The following is a 21,964-nucleotide window of genomic DNA, read 5'->3' as shown; positions in this document are numbered from 1 at the left end:
ATCCGCACCGTTTTTCTATATATTGCGATTCCCGGCGGCATCCAAGCTACATCTAGATGGTGTGGTCGGGTATGAAGAACACCCTATATCCCGGCGACACCCCCATATCTTGAGGCCCGCAGATGACCCGCTTTTCCGCTCCGATTGCTGAACAAATCTGGGACATGAAATACCGTTTTAAAGAGGCGGATGGCACGCCGATTGATGAAACGGTCGAGGACACCTGGGGGCGCATCGCCAAGGCGCTGGCCAGTGTCGAGAAAGACCCTGAAGAGTGGGAAGACCGGTTCTACGCCGCGCTGGAAGATTTCAAGTTCTTGCCAGCGGGTCGGATCACCGCCGGGGCCGGCACGGCGCGCAAGGTGACGCTGTTCAACTGCTTTGTCATGGGAACGATCCCGGACAGCATGGGCGGCATTTTCGACATGCTGAAAGAGGCCGCTTTGACCATGCAGCAGGGCGGCGGTATCGGGTATGATTTCAGCACGATCAGGCCCAAGGGTGCGGATGTAAAAGGTGTGGCGGCGGATGCGTCCGGTCCGTTGTCTTTCATGGATGTGTGGGACGCGATGTGCCGAACGATCATGTCGGCGGGCTCGCGTCGGGGCGCGATGATGGCGACGATGCGCTGCGATCACCCGGACATTGAAGATTTCATCGAGGCCAAGAGCGACGCAGCGCGACTGCGCATGTTTAACGTGTCAGTCTTGGTGACCGACCCGTTCATGGCGGCGGTCAAGGCGGATGCGCCGTGGGACCTTGTATTTGACGGAAAGGTCTATCGCACCGTTCAGGCCCGCGCGCTGTGGGACAAGATCATGCAGGCGACGTTCGACTATGCCGAACCGGGCGTGATCTTCATCGACCGCATCAATCAGGCGAACAACCTGAACTATGTCGAAACCATCGCCGCGACGAACCCCTGTGGCGAGCAACCTTTGCCCCCTTATGGTGCGTGTTTGCTGGGGTCAGTGAACCTGTCGCGGTTGGTCGTTGATCCGTTTGGCGATGACGCACGCTTGGACGAAGAGGCGCTGAACGAGCTGGTCGCGACGGCGATCCGCATGATGGACAATGTGGTCGATGCCTCGCGCTTCCCACTTGAAGCGCAGGCGCGTGAGGCCGAGGCCAAGCGGCGGATCGGGCTTGGGGTCACCGGGCTTGCCGATGCGCTGCTGATGGTGGGTTCTCGCTATGGCTCGGACGAGGCGGCAGAGCTGACCGACCGTTGGCTGAAGGCGATTGCGCGGGCGTCCTATCTGGCCTCTGTGGAACTGGCCAAGGAAAAGGGCGCGTTCCCTCTGTTTGAGGCGGAGCCGTATCTGTCGTCTGGCAACATGATGCAGATGGACGATGATGTTCGAGGCGCGATTGCAGATCATGGCATTCGCAATGCGCTGGTGACTTCAATTGCACCGACGGGGACGATCTCGCTTTATGCCGGGAATGTCTCGTCCGGGATCGAGCCGGTCTTTGCCTATGCCTACACGCGCAAGGTGCTGCAAAAGGACGGATCGAAGACCGAGGAAGAGGTCGTCGATTACGCCGTGCAGATGTGGCGTGAGAAGATGGGCGATGCAGAGCTGCCGGATTACTTCGTGAACGCTCAGACGCTGGCCCCATTGGAGCATGTGAAGATGCAGGCAGCGGCGCAGAAATGGGTGGATTCCAGTATCTCGAAGACGATCAATTGCCCGGCGGATATCTCGTTCGATGACTTCAAGGAAGTCTACATGGAGGCGTGGGATAGCGGCTGTAAGGGCTGCACGACCTACCGTCCGAATGCGGTGACGGGGTCGGTGTTGAGTGTGGCTGAGGAGAAGCCTGCGGAAACACAACCCTCGCTAGATAGCATGGCTGCTCGTCTAACCTGGGCATTCGAACGTTCCGGTTTTGAAACGCAGAAAGAAGTCGCTGAGGCGGCGGGACTTAGTGAACAGGTTGTAAGTCCATTTTTCAGCGGAAAACGCGAGCTTTCAAAAGACGCGGCGACCAAACTTGCACCTGTGCTGAATGTCGGACCAGGTTGGCTGGTCTTCGGAGACCCTGATGCAAATGTGCCCGGCGGCACCGCCGGGCAGCCCCCGGCCGCCCCCACGGGCGGGGGCTTCACCCCCACCCTCGGCCGGGAGCAGCCCTCCGAGCACGGTGCCAGCGTTTCAGCAGCGTTGATGAATTCGGGCGCAGATGTTGTGCACCTTGCGGAACCGCTGGACCGGCCTGAGGCCTTGGAAGGCAACACGTACAAGCTGAAGTGGCCGGATAGTGAGCACGCCATCTACATCACGATCAATGACATCGTGCATGGTCAGCAGCGGCGTCCGTTTGAGGTGTTTATTAACTCCAAGAACATGGAGCATTTCGCCTGGACGGTGGCGCTGACGCGGATGATCTCGGCGGTGTTCCGGCGCGGGGGCGATGTGTCCTTTGTCGTCGAGGAACTGAAGGCCGTGTTTGACCCGCGTGGCGGTGCGTGGATGGGGGGCAAATATGTGCCATCGATCCTTGCCGCAATCGGAGGCGTGATCGAACAGCACTTGATCAGCATCGGCTTCATCGCCGGTGAGGGGATGGGGCTAAAATCAGACCCGCAAGCCGATGTCGTGCAGATGAATGGCGCGCCAAAGGGTCCCGCCTGCAGCAGCTGCGGCAGCTATGAAATGCGAATGATCGAAGGCTGCATGACCTGCGCGAATTGCGGGTTCTCGAAATGCGGGTGATTTGAAGCGGGCACCCAAGACACCCGATCACACAGAAAATTACTGCAAAGGCGAATCAGTTCTTCCCCTGATTCGCCTCGCGCGCTATGATGCGCCCAATCAAACAAAAACGATCAAACACAGATCAACTCGGGCAGTGATCATGCGGGCATTCATTCAGGCGGCTTTTGGGGCCGCTGTCGTCGGTTTCCTTGTGGGTGCGCCTGTTCTGGCCGAGCCGCAAGGGGACCGCATGGGTCTTGGGACCGCGCGGCTTTTCACAAATGACGCCTTAGGTGACGGCAAGGACCGTTGGAAAACCGGCAGCTATCAGGTCAGCCATTTTCGTGGTGGCGTCTGGACCGGTGATGCGGCCGAGCGTCCGGGCGAGATGCTGGAATACCGCCTTCGGACCGACATCATTGCAGCCGCGAGCCTAAAATCGCCCAAGCCGGGTGATCGGCGTTATGCTGGTGTTCTGTCTTTCGGGGTGCATACGCCTTTCGCCCGCAACGGGTGGGAGATGTCGGCGGGGGGTGACCTGGTCTTGACCGGACCGCAGACGGGGATCGGTGAGTTTCAGGACACGATCCATGAATGGATCGGGGCATCCAAGCCCGACCTGTCCAATCAGATCGAAAATGGAATCTATCCAACGGCATTGTTCAGCGCCGCGCGTCCGCTGAGCTTTGACGGTGGGATCGTGCGCCCCTTTGCCGAGGTGCAGGCGGGATATGAAACGCTCGCACGCGTGGGCGTTGACCTTGTTGTTGGCTCCATGGGCGACAACGCCCTTTGGGCGCGGGACGTGACCACAGGTACCCTGATGCGAGCCGATCATGCGCAGGATGTAGGCTTCTCGCTGGTGTTGGGCGCTGACTATACGACCGTTAGCGACAGTGTGGTTTTGCCTGCAGATGACGGGTTTGTTCTGGAAGACCGCGCGCGAGTCCGCGTTGGTGGGCAGTACAAGAGCGAGCTTCACCGGTTCTACTACGGTCTGACATGGCTGTCGGAAGAATTCGAGGCGCAGACCGGGAGTCAGGTGGTCGGCTCCGTCACAATCGACTTCGCGTTCTAGGATCGGTCCCTTCGGACTGGCTTATCGCAAGCCGTTCTGCAGTGTCTTTTCATGTGTGGCATGCAATCCACGGGTGAAGTCTGTTTTCTCTAAACACCTGAAAGAAAAGTCTTAACAGGCGGATTCGTGCCTGTTACGGTTCTTGCAATAATAAAACTTGAGGCAGTGCAGGTATGGAGACGGGCTTTCGTGGCACGTTCGTCATTTCCTGGTCGCAAACGCTAATTGATGGGTACGACGCCACGGGTGGGGCGTCGATGAGTGTAGGTTCCACTTGGCGGTGGACCGGGCAGGTCGTTCGGGTGGACGGCCATGGCGGGCTTTTGCGGTTGGAAGATGCCGCCGGCAGCAGTGAGATGCGCCGGCGCGCGGCGAAAACCGTGCGCAAACTGGTGGGCGCGGTTCAAGAGAACACAACGGACCTGGATTCGGTCGATGTTTCGGAGCCGATGGCCGAGCAAAGCTTTGCCGTGACCGATGGGCGTCGGGCCTATGTCGTGACGATGATTGACGTGCCGGGTGCGCGACCCTTGGCGATGTTTGTCGATGACATTCCTCCACGGGATCAGGATTTGTGGGTGGTTGAGCATACCTTGGCGGTCGATGCCGGGATGGCCACAGAGCCCGAAGGACAGATGATCTGTTTCACGCCGGGCACACGGTTGAATGTGGCGTCCGGCACTGTGGACGTCACAGAGTTGCGGCCCGGTGATTTGGTTCAGACCAAGGATAACGGGCTGCAAGAAGTCTTGTGGACAGGCGCGCGTCGGATCACGGGTGCGCGGCTGCATGTGATGCCGGACTTGGCCCCGGTGCGTATCCGCGCCGACGCACTTGGATCAGGACGCCCGGATCAAGAGCTTTTGGTGTCACCTGAACATCGTATGCTGGTCAAAGGCGCGGTCGCGCGCGACCTGTTCAACTGCGATGAGGTTTTTGTCGGTGCTCGGGATCTTGTCGATGGGCACAACGTCATTCACGACAAGATGGTCCGCGCCGTGAACTATGTTCATATCCTGTTCGAGCGGCATGAAGTCGTCTGGGCTAATGGACTTGAGACCGAGAGTTTCCATCCGTCCTTGGCATCACTGGACGACGGTCAGCGCGCGGCGATGGCGGAGGCTCTGCCACAGGTACGCGAGGGAACGTACAGCGACTACGCACGGCGCGTTCTATCACCAAGCGAGGCCGCGATCCTGCGGCATGTGGCCTAACGCGTCTCGCCGGAGAAAGTTTGCACTCGCTTCCCGCGGCCCGCGCAGTTCCCCACGCTGTTCAATTGATCTCTCTATCGCTTGACAGTGGCTGGGCAAGCGCATATCCGGCGCGCTCATTGGTGTTGGTGGTCCTCGCAAGAGGGAACCTGTCGTCCCGGCCAAATCCGGGAAGGAGGACAACGCCCTTCGAAACCTGAACGAAGGAGATCAGCCGTGACCAAACGCACGTCTGCCAAGTACAAAATCGACCGCCGGATGGGCGAAAACATCTGGGGTCGTCCAAAGTCGCCAGTCAACCGCCGTGAATACGGCCCCGGCCAGCACGGTCAGCGCCGCAAGGGCAAGATGTCGGACTTCGGCACGCAGCTGCGCGCCAAGCAAAAGCTGAAGGGCTACTACGGCGACCTGACCGAGAAGCAGTTCCGCCGCATCTACGCCGAAGCCGAGCGTGTCAAAGGCGACACCGGTGAAAACCTCATCGGTCTGCTGGAGCGCCGTCTGGACGCCGTTGTTTACCGCGCGAAATTCGTGCCAACCGTGTTTGCCGCACGTCAGTTCGTGAACCACGGCCACGTCAAGGTGAACGGCAAAAAGGTCAACATTCCTTCGTACCGCGTCAAAGAAGGCGACGTGATCGAAGTGCGTGACCGCTCCAAGCAACTGGCCATCGTGCTGGAGGCTGTGCAACTGCCAGAGCGTGACGTTCCTGACTACATCGATGCGGATCATTCGAAAATGACCGCCACCTTCGTGCGCGCGCCGGGTCTTTCGGACGTGCCATACCCGGTGATGATGGAACCAAACCTCGTCGTCGAATTCTACGCGAAGAACTAAACACCGTTCTTTGCTGCTTACGGAAAGGTCGCCCTCTGCTCGGGGCGGCCTTTTTCACGTTTAAGGGGCTGGTGGTCAGGATCGGACGCGGCAAAGGTGCATCACCTGTCGCAGATGTTGGATCGGCGGTTTTCCCCCGTCGCCAAGATGCGTAAACGTCAGGAATGCTGCCACACGTCAGGCGGCATGATTTTGGTTGGGAGGACATCCAAAATGGCCGGGATCGAGCCACAGCCGGGGATCATGGAAATCGCGCTGTACCAAGGTGGTGCTGCGGGTGGTCCGGGTGCGGATAACGTCGTGAAGCTGAGCGCGAACGAAAACCCCTTCGGGCCATCGGACGCGGCGATCAAGGCTGTCTCGAACGCAGCGCATCAGTTGCACCGCTATCCCGAGATCGATGCTGCAAGCCTCCGCAACAAGCTGGCTGCCAAGCACGGACTGGACGCCGAGCGGATCGTGATGGGTGTCGGATCGGACGAAATCCTGCGCCTGCTGGCCGAGGGCTATGCCGGGCCGGGAACCGAGGTGATCTACACCGAGCATGGGTTTTCCATGTATCGGATCGTGGCTTTGGGCGCGGGCGCGACGCCTGTCGTCGTGCCAGAGCGCGAACGGATTGTGGATGTCGATGCGATCCTTGATGGGGTCACCGATGCCACGCGCCTCGTCTTTATTGCGAACCCTGCGAACCCGACCGGGACGATGCTGGGTCTGGCCGAGCTGGAGCGGTTGGCGACCGGGCTGCCAGATCATGTTATCCTTGTTCTTGACGGCGCCTATGCGGAGTTTGTCGAGGGCTATGATGGCGGGTTCGCCTTGGCAGAGGCGCATGACAACATCGTCGTCACGCGCACTTTCTCGAAACTTTTCGGTCTGGGCGGGATGCGCGTGGGCTGGGGCTATGGGCCCAAGCCAATCATGGATGTGCTGAACCGACTTCGGAATCCGTTCAACTTGTCTTCGGTCGCTATCGCTGCTGCCGAGGCCGCACTGGATGACACCGCGCATATTGAGCGCTCTTTGCGGGAGAACGCGCGCCTGCGGGTGTGGCTGGCCGAGGCCTTGGCCGCGATTGGGGTGCCGTCGGACACCTCGATGACGAATTTCATTCTGGCCCGCTTTGCCTCGCCAGAGATTGCTCAAGCCTGTGATCAATTCCTGCAGGCCGAAGGCGTCTTTGTGCGGCCGGTTGCGGGCTATGGCCTGCCGAATTGCCTGCGGATCACTGTCGGAGATGAGGCGTCGTGCCGACGTGTGTCACACGTGATTGGCCGGTTTATGGAGGCGCATGCACAGGACGCCCAGTCGTGAGCAGTCAGGTTTACAACCGCGTTGCGCTGATTGGACTAGGACTGATTGCTTCGTCGATCTTCTGGGCGTCCAAACGGGCTGGACTGGCCGGTCACATCGCTGGCAGCGCACGGTCGGCTGAGACGCGCGAGATCGCACGTGAAATCGGTCTGTGTGAAAGCGTGCATGACACGGCGGCAGAGGCCTGCGCGGATGCTGATTTGGTGATCCTATGTGTCCCTGTGGGCGCGATGAGCGCCGTGATGCAAGAGATTGCTCCGGTGCTGAAGCCCGGTTGTGTGATCAGTGATGTCGGGTCGGTCAAGCGCGACGTGATCAAAGCGGTGACTCCGCATCTGCCAGAGGGCGTCCATTTTGTTCCGGCCCACCCGCTGGCCGGAACCGAGCATTCGGGTCCAAGATCAGGCTTTGCCGAATTGTTCGACAACCGCTGGTGTCTACTGACACCGGAGGATTCCGAAGCTCCCGAAGCGCAGCAATTGCGCGCGTTTTGGGAGGGTCTGGGATCGAATGTCGATTATATGGACCCCGATCACCATGATCTGGTTCTGGCCGTCACCAGCCATGCGCCGCATTTGATTGCTTACACTATGGTAGGTGTCGCGGATGACCTGCAACGGGTGACCGACAGTGAAGTCATCAACTATTCAGCCGCCGGTTTTCGCGATTTTACGCGGATTGCCGCCAGTGATCCCACGATGTGGCGAGATGTGTTTTTGTCGAACAAGGATGCCACGTTAGAAATCCTTGGACGGTTCACCGAAGAGCTATTCGCGCTTCAGCGGGCCATTCGTCGGGGTGATGGGGATTTGTTGTTTGATTACTTTACGCGCACTCGTGAAATCCGCCGTGGTATCATTGATGCCGGGCAAGATACGGACGCGCCGAATTTCGGGCGCTCTCGGTAGACTGTCACTTGTCGCTCTTCTGGTTGCCTCACAGGCAGGAGCCGACGCGCCAGAGACCTCCCCCAGACCGCAACTGCGCGGTGAATCTGCAAGCGCCACGACAAATCTGATCCGACCCAAGGCGCGCCCAGCCCCGGCAAAGGCGGCGTTGTCGCCTGAAGCTCCTGTGGAGGCGCTTGATCTGTCGCTGCGACCCAAAGCCAGACCAGCCGAGGTGTCGCGCGCAGTCGCGCGCAGGCAGGCTGGGTCGGTTTGCGGGATTGCCGACATCCGAGGGACACAGGTAGCGCCGATCACAGGCCGCATTGCCGGATGCGGCGTGGCTGCGCCGGTCAAGGTCCGGTCCGTGGCGGGCGTTCAGCTGAGCACGGCGGCAACGATGGATTGCAACACGGCCAAGGCGCTGCGGCGCTGGGTTAATGAGGGCGTGCGCCCAGCCGTCGGCACGCAGGGCGGCGGTGTCCGGCAGTTGCGTGTGGTTGCGCATTATTCCTGCCGAACGCGCAACAACCGGGCAGGGGCCAAGATCTCTGAGCATGGCAAGGGCCGCGCGATTGATATCGCCGGGATCGGCCTGCAGGACGGTTCAGAGATGTCCCTGCTCAGGGATTGGGGGCGCGGAGAGAAAGGCCGCGCCTTGCGCAAGATGTGGCGCGCGGCTTGCGGACCGTTCGGCACGGTGCTCGGCCCCGAGGCGGATGCGTTCCACAAGGATCATTTCCACTTTGATACGGCCCAGTATCGCTCAGGGAGCTATTGCCGCTGAGAGTGGTTCACTCAGCGTAGCTGCAGTTTCGGAGCCGGTCCCAAGGGCAAAGGTCCCAGACTGACCCGGCCATTGGCAAAAGTCAGTGGCGTGTCGATGGTATGGGGCGGGCCGGACAAACCTGCCATGACCTCAAGCACACGATTGACGGTGGGGATGATCGTTTCTGGCAAAAGGCCCATCGCTTCGCCCAAGGTCACGATTTCGCGCCAGTTTGTGGCCTTGATCGTGATCCGTCCCTCAGGCGTGCCTTGGGCGTCGATATCAAGCGTGCCGACGGCGCGCAGTTCAAGCTGACCCCATTGGGCGTCAAAGTCCTTCAGGTCTATCTTTGTCGGTTGGGGACGTGCCCGTTCGACGGCAAAACGGTCCCACGGTTTGTCAAAGCTGACAACAGCGTCGAGCGTGAAGGTCTGGAATGTGTCAGGGATACGCCCGGACGGATCGACCCCTAAGCGAAGCGCATCGTTCGGACGCAGGTTGGTCGCGGTAAAGGTCACTTCGTATTCAGCATCCGATGCATCGGTCCGGTTGATGGCAAAAAGTCCCTGATCCAGCGTGGTTTCCCAGCCTTTGTCGGAAGAGACTTTGGCCTGCTTCAGTGTTGCGGTGGTTTGTTGAAGCGGCAGCGACGTGCCCGCGCGAAAACTCACCGATGCCTGCATGTCATCGGCAGAGATAGTCAGTTTCTCTGCCGGAGAAGCGAGCGTCTGAGACGGCGGAAAGACCGCAACGATGTGATTTGGCTGGTAAGACTTGGCCAAAACCTCAAATGTGGGTGCCGCCCAAACGACGCCGGTGGCCGGGTCGGCCAGCGTCAGCGTCTCGACCTTGGTGTCGAAGCTGTAGGGAAACCCACGCGTGTTTAGGGCGTCATATTCGGCAACCCATCCTTCCGCAGTGCGGTCAGCAAACCATGCGGCGGCGGAGCGTTCAATGCTTTGACTGACGACGACCCAGTATAGCGACCACAGTGCCACGATGGCTGCTACCAGCCACAGAACAATCCGCATGAACCCGCGCCTCTTTCCCTTGTTTCTTCCAAGCCTTATAGCGCCCCAAACAAGAGGGCCATAGCGATGGATCGCGGCAATACATGGATTTTCGGATACGGATCACTGATCTGGAATCCGGGTTTTGAGCCTGCTGAGCAGGTGCTGGGACGGCTCAGCGGCTATGCCCGCAGTTTTTGCATGTGGTCGATCCACCATCGGGGCACGCCCGAAGAACCCGGCCTGGTTCTGGCGCTCGACAGCGATGACGCAGCCACATGTGATGGCATGGCATTTCGGGTGCCTGAACACAGCCATGATAAGATCATCGCATATATCCGGGAGCGGGAGCTGGTGTCGTCCGCCTATCTTGAAGAGCGTGTGGCGCTGACGCTGCGCGACGGGCGCGAGATCGAGGCGCTGGCTTATGTCGTGGATCGAGACCACGAACAGTATACCGGACATCTGGATATCGAGACGCAGGCCGATGTCATCGCCCGCGCACGTGGCGGGCGCGGCCCTAACACCGATTACCTCTACAGCACCGCAGAGCATTTGACCGACTTGGGCATCGAAGACCGGACATTGACGCAGCTAGCCGCCTTGGTGCGGGCCAAGCTGTGACGGCGCGCTGCCAAGGGATCACGCATTATCCAGTTGGTGATCACGGGCCAAACGTCTAAGCTGCCGCGCAGCAGGATATATGAAACAACAGCGTCAGGACCGTCCGGTGGACAAACCAGATCGCGAGGCGACACCGCAGTTTACCCAGCCGTGGCGGCAGATCGTTTTGATGCTGCTTGTGCTCGGTCTAGTGGCCGCAGGCACAGCATTGGCCTATCCGACGCTGGCCCCGGTGGTCACGGCGAACCCCTATCTGAACGGGTTCATCATTTTTGTTTTCGTGATCGGCGTTGCAGCCACCTTTGCGCAGGTGGTGGCGCTGATTTCGTCGGTTCAGTGGATCGAAGGATTTGCCAGCCAAAGGGTGGGCCACGAAACCGTCAATCCGCCTAGCCTTCTTGCGCCATTGGCCACGATGTTGCGCGCGCGTGGTGCGCGAATGCAGCTTGGCACGGCCTCAAGCCGATCCATTCTGGACTCGGTGGCAACGCGCATCGACGAAGGGCGCGAAATCACGCGGTACCTCGTCTCGCTTCTGATTTTTCTTGGGCTTCTCGGGACGTTCTTTGGTCTGGCCACAACGGTGCCGGCGCTGGTTGATACGATCCGGTCGCTGACACCCGAAGACGGCGAGACCGGGCTTGAGGTCTTTGGTCGGTTGCAATCCGGGCTGGAAGGGCAATTGGACGGCATGGGCGTCGCGTTTGCGTCCTCTTTGCTGGGCCTGGCCGGGTCGTTGGTGGTCGGTCTGCTCGAGCTTTTTGCGGGTCACGGTCAGAACCGGTTTTACCGCGAGCTTGAGGAATGGCTGTCGACCATTACGCGCGTGAGCTTGTCGAGCGGCGATGCCGACGGCGCAGGCGAACAGGCGAATATTGCCGCGATTCTGGATCACATGGCCGAACAGATGGAGGCCATGCAGATGATGTTCACCCAGCAGGACATCAGCCGTTCCGTCACGGACGAAAAGCTGGGTCATCTGACCACGGCGATGGAGCGCGTCGCCGAGCGATTGGATGGCGGCGCAGGCGCGGCAGCATTGGAGCGCGTGGCGGATGGCCAGGAACGGTTGATTTCGCAGCTTTCGACGGGTGGCGCCGGTGGTGGTGAAGGCATTGATGCCGAAAGCCGGATGCGCCTGCGGTCGATTGACGTCCAGTTGCTGCGCATTCTGGAAGAGCTCTCCGCCGGACGACAAGAGACCGTGAACGATCTGCGCAGTGACCTTGCCGGGCTGGCCAAGCTGATGCGTCCGCAACAGACAGCCGTCCGGGCAACGCGCCCCCAACAAAAACCGCAGAAAGATGCCCCTAAGGGGCAACAGGGCTAGGCCGAGATGGCTCTGTCCCGCCGCACGGGCAACCGGCTTCAGGCCAATATCTGGCCGGGCTTTGTGGATGCCATGACAGGTATCCTGCTTGTGTTGATGTTCGTGCTGACCATTTTCATGGTCATTCAGTTCGTGCTGCGCGACCAGATCACGCGGCAGTCCGATGAGGTGCTGGGACTTCAGGCCGAGGTCAGCCAATTGGCGCAGGCGCTGGGTCTGGCGCGGTCGGAGAACCGCGACTTGCAGGGCCGGGTCGACAGTTTGAACCTGTCTCTGGATGATGCAGAAGCCGAAAGCGCGGCACGGCTGGCCTTGATCACTTCGCTGACGGCAGAGCGGGACCGGCAAGACGCAGAGCTTGCCGCAGCCGCTGAGCAGATCGCGTCTCAGGAACAGGCGCTCACAGCGGCAACCGGGCGCATCGCGAGTTTCGAAGAACAGGTAGCCAGCCTCTTGGCGGCGCAGGCGGACCGGGATGATCAAATTGCCGGTTTGCTGGCGCAGGCGGATCAATCGGCGGACAATATCGCTGCCCTTGAAGCGGATCGCGCTGAATTGCTGAGCCGCGAAGAGGCTCTGAACCTAGCGCTTGCGGCTGCACGGTCCGAGATTGATGAGGCGGCAGAAGCCGCACGGTTGGCGGCGGCACAACGTGAAGCCATGGAAGCGTTGATTGCCGATCTGGAGACACAAGCGGCGAGCACTCAGGCCACGCTCGTTGATACCTTGGCGTTGCTGGAACAAGAGCGGACGGAAAGCGACAACCTGAGTGCGGCACTGGCTGCGCTGACGCAGGACCAAACGGACACGCAAAGCTCACTCGACAACGCGTTGGCGCTCTTGGCGGCTGAGCGTGAGACGACGGCCGGCTTGTCGGAGGACATGGCCGCGTTGCGCGAGGATCTGGCCGCCGCGCAGCAAACGCTGACGCTTGAAGAACAGCAAAGGCTGGCGAACGAGGCGGCGGCAGAGGCTTTGCGGCAGGAATTGGAGAATGCGCAGGCCTCCTTGACCAATGAGGAGCGCCAGCGGTTGGCGCAGATGGCCACCATCATAGCACTGCGTCAGCAGGTCGAGGACGCGCAGGCCCAATTTGAGGCAAGCGAAGCGGGTCGGCTTGCCGAGATTGCAGCGGCAGAGGCCCTGCGGGAACGCCTGGCTGACAGTGAAGGTGCGCTGACAGCAGAAGAAGAGGCCAGATTGGCCGAGGCGGCGGCGGCAGAAGCGCTACGCGCGCGGCTGGCGGATGCGCAGGATGAATTGAACGCGATGGCGCTTCAGCTTGAGGCGCAGCGGAAAGAAGCTGAGGATACACTGACCCTCTTGGCGGCTGCACGCGCAGCAAGTGATGATTTGACTGCGCAATTGGCCGCCGCGCTGGTGGCAGGGGAAAACCGCGATGCCGAGATCGCATCTCTGCAGGAGGCACTTGCTAGCGCGGTGGCCGAGCAGACCGAAGGTGGCGACACCATCGAGGGCCTGCAAGCCCAACTGGCGCAAGCATTGGCGCAAAAACTGGCCGCAGAGCAGGATGCCGCCCAGCGATTGACCGAGGTGGAGCGTCGCGACGCGCTGTTGGCCGAGGCCAATCGCAAGTTGGAGGAGGAAGAGGCGCTGTCGGCGGATAGCCAACGGACGCTGGCGCTCACGAACGAGACGATGGCAGCCTTACGCGCGGAGGTCGCGCAATTGCGCGGCATTCTGGATCGATACGAAGAGGATATCGAAGCCTCTGATGCGCAGCTCACGGCGCTGGGCAGCGAGTTGAATGCAGCGCTGGCGCAGGCGGCCGCCGAGAACCGGCGCGCTGCAGAGGAAGCGCGGGCGCGCGCCGAAGCCGAAGAGGCGTTGCGCAAGGAGTTGGAAGCTCAGGCACAGAACCTTGAAAGCTATCGTTCGGAATTCTTCGGCGAGGTGCGCCGTCTTCTTGAGGGGCAAGAAGGTGTGCAGATCGTGGGCGACCGCTTTGTGTTTTCGTCGGAGGTCTTGTTCCCCCCAGGTGGGGCCGAGCTTTCTGAGGAAGGGCAGGCTGAGATTGCCAAGATTGCGCGGCTCTTGCGCCAATTGGGGGAACAGATACCGCCCGGGATCGACTGGGTGCTGCAAGTGGACGGGCACACAGATAACGTGCCGCTGTCAGGCTTGGGCGAATATGCCGATAATTGGGAGCTGAGCCAGGCGCGGGCGCTGTCGGTCGTGCAGTATATGGTCAATTTCCTGGGCTTTGAGCCAGACCGGTTGTCTGCCAATGGCTTTGGTCAGTACCAGCCGATCAATAGCGCCGATACGGCGGAAGCGCGGGCGCAGAACCGACGGATCGAGTTGAAGTTCACCGAGAAATGAGACCTCGCGTCCTTGGATAAGGGCCGGCCCTCCCGCCTCCCTTCTGCGCCACGCAGGCCGTGGCTTGAACCTAAGGGGGCGCGCCTGCGGCGCGTTTGGCCGTTCCGGCCAATTTGGATTCAGGGCCTGCGGCGCGAGTATTTTTGAAACATAGAAGAGTTGGGCTGCGCTACTCGACGCGGGTTTCGAGTGTGCGGGTGGCAAGGGTTTGATCGCCGCGCCGGAAGGTCAGCGTGGCTGTGTAGGGGCCGCTTGGCCAGTTGAAGTCGGTGTAGCGTCGGCCCGAGAAACGTTGCCAGACTTCGGTTTCCTCGGTGAAACGGATGGTGTTTTCGTGAAAGACGCCATCTGGATGGGTGATGCGGATGTCGAGCGCGTCGCCGGGGAAGCTTTGAAATCCGGAGACCCAGACCAAGAAGGCAGGTGCCGTGTTCGAGAGTGTCGGGTCATTGGTCAGACCATCTGTGGTCTCGGCAAAATCCGGCACGCGGCCTGCAAAGCCTGCGGTCAGGATACCGCCAGCTGGCGTTGGCAGCGGGTCCTCCCACAGGGTGTCGGGTGTTCCGTTACAGACAGGGCCGTCCGGGGCGAACGGGTCTACCTTGGCGCCGTCCTTGAACACGGAGAGATGGAGGTGTGGGAAGGTTGTGGAGCCAGACAGGCCCACCTCGCCCAAAGGAGTGCCTTTGGCAACGCGCTGACCTTCTTTGACGATGATAGAGCCGCGTTTGAGGTGGCAGTATTGCGTGACCCAACCGCCGCCGTGACGGATGGCGACACCATTGCCACAGTCCTGACCGTTCAGATCAGGGGCATTTGGATCCTTGGTCGAAATATCGGGCCAGCTATCCCGCGTGCCAACCACCGTGCCGGGGGCCGCCGCCAAGACGTCAACACCTGCGCGCATGGCAGCAAGGTTTGGTAGGGCGAAATCGGTGCCGCCGTGGTCGTCTCGGGTGAGTTTGCCGCAAAAGGCGTCACCTTCGTCCGGTGACGGGTCATGGTCGAAAAGAGCCTGCAGGAAGCAGGTTTCACCAAGTGTGCAATCGATGGGTTGAGAGAGCAGGGGGTCGCGGGCCTGAGTCGGCCCTGCAGCCGTGGCGGCCACCAGCGCCGCAATCGCGAAGCTGGTGGCGCGCATGTCTTAGTCCGCCGTCAAAAGCGGAGGCTTGTCGCCGGTGTTGCCGATGCGGGCCTTTTCGGGGCTTTCGATCCGCAGATCGAGATTGCCGTCCTTGATGCCCACTTTGACCAGACCGCCTTTGGCGAGCTTGCCGAACAGCAGTTCCTCGGCCAGTGGCTTTTTGATGTGCTCTTGGATCACGCGGCCCAGCGGACGCGCGCCCATTTTGTCATCATAGCCTTTGTCAGCCAGCCATTCGGCGGCTGGGCGGGTCAGTTCGATGCTAACATTGCGGTCGATCAGTTGCGCCTCAAGCTGAAGCACGAATTTCTCGACCACCTGCAGGATCACCTCTTTCGGCAGTGGGCCGAACGAGACGACGGCATCCAGACGGTTGCGGAATTCCGGCGTGAAGGTGCGTTCGATCGCGGCGGTGTCTTCGCCTTCGCGACGTGTGCGACCGAACCCAATCGCCTCTTTGGCCTGTGCGGCGGCACCGGCGTTGGAGGTCATGATCAGGATCACATTCCGGAAATCAACGGTCCGCCCGTTGTGATCGGTCAGCGTGCCGTGGTCCATCACCTGCAACAGGATGTTGTAGACATCCGGATGCGCCTTTTCGATTTCGTCGAGCAGGAGCACACAGTGAGGATGCTGGTCCACGCCGTCGGTCAACATGCCGCCTTGGTCAAAGCCGACATAGCCCGGAGGGGCACCGATCAGGCGGGAAACCGCGTGTTTCTCCATGTACTCGGACATGTCGAACCGCAGCAGTTCCACACCCAGCGTATCGGCCAGCTGTTTTGCGACTTCGGTCTTACCCACACCGGTTGGACCGGCGAAGAGGTAGTTGCCGATCGGCTTTTCAGGTTCACGCAGACCGGCACGGGCCAGTTTGATGGCCGATGACAGGGCTTCGATGGCTTTGTCCTGACCAAACACAACGCGCTTGAGCGACTGTTCGAGATCCTTGAGAACCTCTGCATCGTCCTTGGACACGTTTTTCGGCGGGATGCGGGCGATCTTGGCCACGACAGCCTCGATTTCCTTTTGGCCGATGGTCTTGCGGCGTTTGCTTTCGGCCACAAGGTGCTGGGCTGCGCCTGCCTCGTCGATGACGTCGATGGCCTTGTCCGGCAGCTTGCGATCATTGATGTAACGCGCAGAGAGCTCCACAGCCGTTTTGATCGCATCAGACGTGTACTTGATGTCGTGGTGCTCTTCGAAATACGGCTTCAGACCTTTGAGGATTTTCACAGAGTCTTCGACGGACGGTTCGACCACGTCGATTTTCTGGAACCGGCGGCTCAGCGCGCGGTCCTTTTCAAAGTGCTGGCGGAATTCCTTGTAGGTCGTCGAGCCCATGCAGCGCAGCTTGCCACCCTGAAGCGCGGGCTTCAGAAGGTTCGATGCGTCCATGGCACCGCCGGATGTCGCGCCAGCGCCGATGACAGTGTGAATTTCGTCGATGAAGAGGACGGCGTCCTCATGCTCTTCGAGTTCTGTCATCACGGCCTTGAGGCGTTCCTCGAAGTCACCGCGATAGCGTGTACCGGCCAAAAGCGCGCCCATGTCGAGCGAGTAGATCGTTGTGCCAGACAGCACCTCTGGTGTTTCACCCTGAACGATTTTGCGCGCGAGGCCTTCGGCGATGGCGGTTTTGCCCACGCCTGGATCGCCCACGAGAAGCGGGTTGTTTTTGCGGCGGCGGCACAGGACCTGCACGCAACGCTCGACCTCGTGGCTTCGGCCGATCAGCGGATCGACGTCACCTTTGGAGGCCTTGACGTTAAGGTCCACGCAATATTTGGCGAGCGCGCTTTCCTTGGCTTCGCCTTCGGAGGTGGCTTCTGCCTGAATGGCTTCTTCCTCTTCCGCGCCTGTGATGGGGCGGCTTTCACCATAGGAGGGGTCTTTTGCCACGCCGTGTGCGATGAAGTTCACAGCGTCATAGCGCGTCATGTCCTGCTCCTGCAGGAAGTAGGCGGCGTTGGACTCACGCTCGGCAAAGATGGCGACCAGCACGTTTGCACCGGTGACTTCGGTGCGGCCGGACGATTGCACATGGATCGCTGCGCGTTGGATGACGCGTTGGAAGGCGGCCGTCGGTACGGCTTCGGACCCGTCGACCTCTGTGATCAAGGTCGACAGATCATCTTCGATGAACTCTTCCAGCGTCTTTTTCAGGCTGGATAGATCGACGCTACAGGCCTGCATGACGCGGGCGGCGTCGGGTTCGTCGATGAGAGCCAACAAAAGGTGTTCCAGAGTGGCCAGTTCGTGTCGGCGTGCATTGGCGATAGCCAAGGCCGAATGGATCGCCTGTTCAAGCGTATTCGAAAAAGAAGGCAAGGGCGCGTGCTCCTCTGCTCGGGGTTCTTTTGCGGGGGATTGGCCCTCGCTGAACCGTGGCCTTGTATAGTTAAGTTTCGGTTTTCTTCGGCGGGCTTCAAGGGCTTTCTGAAAAAAAAGGCCTCACAAGGTGTTGTTTGAGGTCTGTTGCCGGACGCTTTGCGCAAAGGTTTGTCAGTGCGATTGTCGGTCGGCACAATTGGGTATGCCGTTGCTGACATTCAAGTATGGGTGCTTGGCCGTGGTTTGAGCATGCTTCGGGGTAGCGCGACTGCCACGTTCCAGCCTAGGGTTTGGCTGACGCGCCAAGGAACACGGAGACGCCGGAATTGCATACCGATGTAACGCAACTGCGGAACTTCTACTACCGTTCCGCGCTGGGGCGTGCGGCACAGTCGGCCATCCGCCAGCAAGTGCATACTTTGTGGCCTGACGCCAAGGGGCAGACTGTTGTGGGCTTTGGCTTTGCTGTGCCTCTGCTGCGCCCGTACATGGCCGATGCCCGGCGCGTGATCGGGCTAATGCCCGGGCCACAAGGCGTGATGCACTGGCCCGCCGGGCAGCCCAACATCAGTGTGCTGTGTGAAGAAACCCTTTGGCCGATAGAAACCGGCAGCGTCGACAAGTTGATCGTGTTGCATGGTCTGGACACGTCCGAGCATCCAGCGGCTTTGTTGGAAGAGTGTTACCGGATTTTGGGGCCGGGCGGTCGGGGCATGTTTATAGTGCCAAATCGTGTCAGCCCATGGGCCCGAAGAGAAGGCACGCCTTTTTCCTATTCGCGGCCATACACGCCAAGTCAGTTGGAAACCCGTCTGCGCTACCACGGGTTTTTGCCAGAGCGTCATGTCACAGCGCTGTATCAGCCGCCGCGCGGCACGCGGTTCTGGCTCAAGGCCGGGCCTTTGATGGAGAAAGCGGGCAAGACGATCCCCGCGTGGCGCGGCGGCGGTGTTCTGATCCTCGAAGTGTCGAAACAAGTGCCGCGACCGACCCGGCCCGGTTTGGGGCAGGTGATCAGCAATCCGTTGAAAGTGCTTGAGGGCATCACAAGCCCTGCGCCCGAGCCGGCAAGGCAAGTCTGAGGCCTCTGCCGCCGGGGGGGGGGGGCTGTACGCCGAAATGACCCACCGTCACAGGATTCGCAGCGGGTCGTTGCGTCTGTTTGCGATAGCGGGATGGGCTTTTGCACAGAAAAATTGCGACGCAATAGGTCGCACCGAAGCTAAGTTATTGGTTTCATTGAATATGGTGGTTTCGCGACAGAACATGCGGGCATTGCGACCGCAAAAACGCTCTGCTACATCGCACCCGAATTGGCGGCAGGGGTCCTGCCCGCCGCGCTGCCTGTGAAACACAGGCCCACAAAGTCGAAAGGGTGGACGTGTCCGAACCAGCTTCGATCTCCAACGGCATCGCAGGGCGGTATGCGACCGCTTTGTTCGATCTCGCGAAAGAAGAAAAGACCTTGCCGCGTCTTGAAAAAGACGTTGCTACGCTGAGCGAAGCGATTGCGGCAAGCGAAGACCTGAGCAATCTTATTTCCTCGCCAGTATACACGCGCGTCGAAATGCAGGCGGCCATCTCGGCTGTCGCGACCAAGATTGGTCTGGGTGACAAACTGACGAATGCACTGGCGCTGATGGCTCAAAATCGGCGCCTTTTTGTTGTGCCGCAGCTGATTGCTGGGCTGCGTGACCTGATCGCCGAACACAAGGGCGAAGTCACAGCCGAGGTCGTGTCCGCGAAAGCGTTGACCAAGACCCAGGCCGACAAGCTTGCCAAGGCGCTGAAGGCGCAAATTGGCAAAGACGTAAACGTAGACGCATCCGTTGATGAAAGCCTCATCGGCGGGATGATTGTGAAGGTGGGCTCCAAGATGATCGACACGTCGGTCAAGTCGAAGCTCGCTGCGCTCCAGAACACCATGAAAGAGGTCGGATAATATGGCGATCCAAGCTGCAGAAATCTCTGCGATCCTAAAGGACCAGATCAAGAACTTTGGCCAAGAGGCCGAGGTTGCCGAGGTCGGTCGTGTGCTGAGCGTCGGGGACGGTATCGCGCGCATCTATGGTCTGGACAGCGTTCAGGCCGGTGAGATGGTCGAATTCCCAGGCGGCATTCAGGGCATGGCCCTGAACCTGGAAAACGACAACGTCGGTGTCGTTATCTTCGGGTCCGACCGTGACATTAAAGAAGGTGACACCGTCAAGCGCACGAACTCGATCGTGGACGTTCCGGCCGGTGACGAGCTGCTGGGTCGCGTTGTTGACGGTCTGGGTAACCCGCTGGACGGCAAAGGTCCGATCAAAGCATCGGGTCGTCGCGTTGCAGACGTCAAAGCGCCGGGCATCATCCCGCGTAAATCGGTTCACGAACCAATGGCGACCGGCCTGAAAGCCGTTGACGCCATGATCCCAATCGGCCGTGGCCAGCGTGAGCTGATCATTGGTGACCGCCAGACCGGTAAAACTGCCGTGGCTCTGGACGCGATCCTGAACCAGAAGTCGTACAACGACGCTGCTGGCGACGACGAGTCGAAGAAGCTGTACTGCATCTACGTTGCGGTCGGTCAGAAGCGTTCGACTGTTGCCCAGCTGGTGAAGAAGCTGGAAGAGTCTGGTGCGATTGACTACTCGATCGTTGTTGCCGCGACCGCATCCGACCCGGCTCCAATGCAGTTCCTGGCGCCTTATGCCGCGACCGCGATGGCCGAGCACTTCCGTGACAACGGCCGCCACGCTCTGATCATCTATGATGACCTGTCCAAGCAGGCTGTGTCCTATCGTCAGATGTCGCTGCTGCTGCGCCGCCCACCAGGGCGCGAAGCGTATCCAGGTGACGTTTTCTACCTTCACTCGCGTCTGCTGGAGCGTTCGGCCAAGCTGAACGAAGACAACGGCGCAGGCTCGCTGACGGCTCTGCCGATCATCGAAACCCAAGGTGGCGACGTTTCGGCGTTTATCCCAACCAACGTGATTTCGATCACCGACGGTCAGATCTTCCTTGAAACGGAACTGTTCTACCAAGGTATCCGCCCAGCAGTGAACACCGGTCTGTCGGTTTCGCGTGTGGGTTCGTCGGCGCAAACAGACGCGATGTCGTCGGTTGCGGGTCCGGTGAAACTGTCGCTGGCTCAGTACCGTGAAATGGCTGCGTTCGCGCAGTTTGGTTCCGACCTTGATGCCGCAACTCAGCAGCTGCTGAACCGTGGCGCGCGTCTTACCGAGCTCATGAAGCAACCACAGTATGCGCCTCTGACCAACGCAGAAATCGTCTGTGTGATCTTTGCGGGTACGAACGGTTACCTCGACAACATCGAAGTCAGCGAAGTTGGCAAATTCGAAGCCGGCCTTCTGGCGTTCCTGCGCAACCAGAAAGCAGACTTCCTGAAGTGGATTGCTGACGAAGACCCCAAATTCAAAAAGGGTGAAAACGTCGACAAGATGAAGGCCGTTCTCGACGAGTTCGCTGCGACCTTCGCGTAAGGGGTTCGGGATATGCCAAACCTCAAGGACCTAAAAAACAGGATCGAGTCGGTCAAATCGACCCGCAAGATCACGAAGGCCATGCAGATGGTGGCCGCCGCAAAGCTGCGGCGGGCACAGGAAGCAGCCGAACAGTCGCGTCCCTATGCCGAGCGGTTCAATGCCGTGATGGCGGGTCTGGCTTCGGCGGCTGGTGGATCCGATAGTGCGCCCAAACTGCTGAGCGGTACGGGCAGCGATCAGGTGCACCTGTTGGTCGTGATGACGGCGGAGCGCGGGCTGTGCGGTGGTTTCAACACCAACATCGCAAAGCTGGCCAAGTCCAAAGCAACCGAACTGGTTGCTGCGGGCAAGACCGTGAAAATCTTGACCGTGGGTAAAAAAGGCCGCGATCAGTTGAAGCGTGACTTTGGCGATCATTTCGTCGGCCACGTGGACCTGACCGAGGTCAAGCGGATCGGCTACTCAGATGCGCAAGGTATTGCCAAGGATGTTCTTGGTCGCTTTGACGCCGGCGAGTTCGACGTTGCGACGATCTTCTTCTCGAAGTTCCAGAACGTCGTGACACAGATTCCGACGGCCCAACAAATCATTCCGTTTGCGGTCCCTGAAGGGTTCGAGGCGGACGAAACGCTCTATGACTATGAGCCAGACGAAGAAGCCATCTTGATGGACCTGCTGCCGCGTGCGGTTGCAACGGCCATCTTCTCGGGGCTGCTGGAGAACGGCGCATCCGAGCAAGGCGCACGGATGTCGGCCATGGACAACGCGACACGCAACGCAGGCGAAATGATCGACAAACTTACGATCGAATTCAACCGCTCGCGTCAGGCCGTGATCACGAACGAGCTGATCGAAATTATTTCCGGCGCGGAAGCGCTGTAAGAAAACCG

General features: G+C 60.0%; 17 protein-coding genes. 14 read left to right on the top strand and 3 right to left on the bottom strand.

Going from position 1 to position 21,964, the window contains the following annotated elements:
- The first annotated feature begins 122 nt into the window (after positions 1–122).
- The 7 genes from FE702_RS08765 to FE702_RS08735 all read left to right on the top strand — a co-directional run bounded on the left by FE702_RS08765 (position 123) and on the right by FE702_RS08735 (position 8,819).
- Positions 123–2,720, top strand: a complete 2,598-nt coding sequence (locus FE702_RS08765) for an adenosylcobalamin-dependent ribonucleoside-diphosphate reductase (RefSeq protein WP_147125864.1) — start codon at positions 123–125, stop codon at positions 2,718–2,720.
- A gap of 142 nt (positions 2,721–2,862) precedes the next feature.
- The gene (locus tag FE702_RS08760; protein ID WP_147125863.1) at positions 2,863–3,780 is read left to right on the top strand and encodes a lipid A-modifier LpxR family protein; all 918 of its coding nucleotides are present in this window, start codon (positions 2,863–2,865) and stop codon (positions 3,778–3,780) included.
- 173 nt (positions 3,781–3,953) lie between these two features.
- A complete protein-coding gene (locus FE702_RS08755; protein WP_147125862.1) occupies positions 3,954–4,994 on the top strand; it encodes a Hint domain-containing protein in 1,041 nt (346 codons plus the stop codon).
- Between the two features lie 216 nt (positions 4,995–5,210).
- Positions 5,211–5,831, top strand: coding sequence for a 30S ribosomal protein S4 (gene rpsD, locus FE702_RS08750; RefSeq protein ID WP_147125861.1), 621 nt, complete (start codon positions 5,211–5,213; stop codon positions 5,829–5,831).
- A gap of 213 nt (positions 5,832–6,044) precedes the next feature.
- Entirely contained in the window at positions 6,045–7,145 is a 1,101-nt protein-coding gene (gene hisC / locus FE702_RS08745) for a histidinol-phosphate transaminase (protein WP_147125860.1), read from the top strand.
- A complete protein-coding gene (locus tag FE702_RS08740) occupies positions 7,142–8,053 on the top strand; it encodes a prephenate/arogenate dehydrogenase family protein (RefSeq protein WP_147125859.1) in 912 nt (303 codons plus the stop codon). Before hisC ends, FE702_RS08740 begins: the two co-directional genes overlap by 4 nt.
- Positions 8,007–8,819: an extensin-like domain-containing protein gene (locus tag FE702_RS08735; protein WP_147125858.1), complete on the top strand. Its 813-nt coding sequence runs from the start codon at positions 8,007–8,009 to the stop codon at positions 8,817–8,819. Before FE702_RS08740 ends, FE702_RS08735 begins: the two co-directional genes overlap by 47 nt.
- A gap of 11 nt (positions 8,820–8,830) precedes the next feature.
- Here the strand turns inward: FE702_RS08735 and FE702_RS08730 are convergent, their stop codons facing one another.
- Positions 8,831–9,832 (bottom strand): DUF2125 domain-containing protein, encoded by a 1,002-nt coding sequence (locus FE702_RS08730; RefSeq protein WP_147125857.1) that lies wholly within the window; start codon positions 9,830–9,832, stop codon positions 8,831–8,833.
- Between the two features lie 66 nt (positions 9,833–9,898).
- On the opposite strand from FE702_RS08730, the gene FE702_RS08725 reads away from it, so the two are divergent.
- The 3 genes from FE702_RS08725 to FE702_RS08715 all read left to right on the top strand — a co-directional run bounded on the left by FE702_RS08725 (position 9,899) and on the right by FE702_RS08715 (position 14,108).
- Positions 9,899–10,435, top strand: a complete 537-nt coding sequence (locus FE702_RS08725) for a gamma-glutamylcyclotransferase (RefSeq protein WP_147125856.1) — start codon at positions 9,899–9,901, stop codon at positions 10,433–10,435.
- A 106-nt stretch (positions 10,436–10,541) separates the two neighbouring features.
- Complete coding sequence (locus FE702_RS08720; RefSeq protein WP_147125855.1) at positions 10,542–11,765, top strand: biopolymer transporter ExbB; 1,224 nt, start codon at positions 10,542–10,544, stop codon at positions 11,763–11,765.
- Between the two features lie 6 nt (positions 11,766–11,771).
- On the top strand, positions 11,772–14,108 hold the full coding sequence (locus tag FE702_RS08715; RefSeq protein WP_147125854.1) for a peptidoglycan -binding protein: 2,337 nt from the start codon (positions 11,772–11,774) through the stop codon (positions 14,106–14,108).
- A 169-nt stretch (positions 14,109–14,277) separates the two neighbouring features.
- Here FE702_RS08715 and FE702_RS08710 read toward each other — a convergent pair whose 3' ends face one another.
- Entirely contained in the window at positions 14,278–15,249 is a 972-nt protein-coding gene (locus FE702_RS08710; RefSeq protein ID WP_147125853.1) for a M23 family metallopeptidase, read from the bottom strand.
- A 3-nt stretch (positions 15,250–15,252) separates the two neighbouring features.
- Positions 15,253–17,583, bottom strand: coding sequence for an ATP-dependent Clp protease ATP-binding subunit ClpA (clpA, locus tag FE702_RS08705; RefSeq protein ID WP_147125852.1), 2,331 nt, complete (start codon positions 17,581–17,583; stop codon positions 15,253–15,255).
- Positions 17,584–17,912: 329 nt separating this feature from the next.
- Between clpA and FE702_RS08700 the strand changes: the two genes are divergently transcribed.
- From FE702_RS08700 to FE702_RS08685, 4 genes are all read left to right on the top strand, one after another.
- Positions 17,913–18,668: a class I SAM-dependent methyltransferase gene (locus FE702_RS08700; RefSeq protein WP_147125851.1), complete on the top strand. Its 756-nt coding sequence runs from the start codon at positions 17,913–17,915 to the stop codon at positions 18,666–18,668.
- Between the two features lie 299 nt (positions 18,669–18,967).
- The gene (locus tag FE702_RS08695; RefSeq protein ID WP_147125850.1) at positions 18,968–19,528 is read left to right on the top strand and encodes a F0F1 ATP synthase subunit delta; all 561 of its coding nucleotides are present in this window, start codon (positions 18,968–18,970) and stop codon (positions 19,526–19,528) included.
- Between the two features lies 1 nt (position 19,529).
- On the top strand, positions 19,530–21,071 hold the full coding sequence (gene atpA, locus FE702_RS08690; RefSeq protein ID WP_147125849.1) for a F0F1 ATP synthase subunit alpha: 1,542 nt from the start codon (positions 19,530–19,532) through the stop codon (positions 21,069–21,071).
- Positions 21,072–21,083: 12 nt separating this feature from the next.
- Complete coding sequence (locus tag FE702_RS08685) at positions 21,084–21,956, top strand: F0F1 ATP synthase subunit gamma (protein WP_147125848.1); 873 nt, start codon at positions 21,084–21,086, stop codon at positions 21,954–21,956.
- The last annotated feature ends 8 nt before the right edge of the window (positions 21,957–21,964 follow it).

It is taken from the genome of Shimia ponticola, assembly GCF_007995215.1.
GTDB classification, from domain to species: Bacteria; Pseudomonadota; Alphaproteobacteria; order Rhodobacterales; family Rhodobacteraceae; genus Shimia_B; species Shimia_B ponticola.
This window is presented reverse-complemented; position numbering and strand designations above follow the sequence as displayed.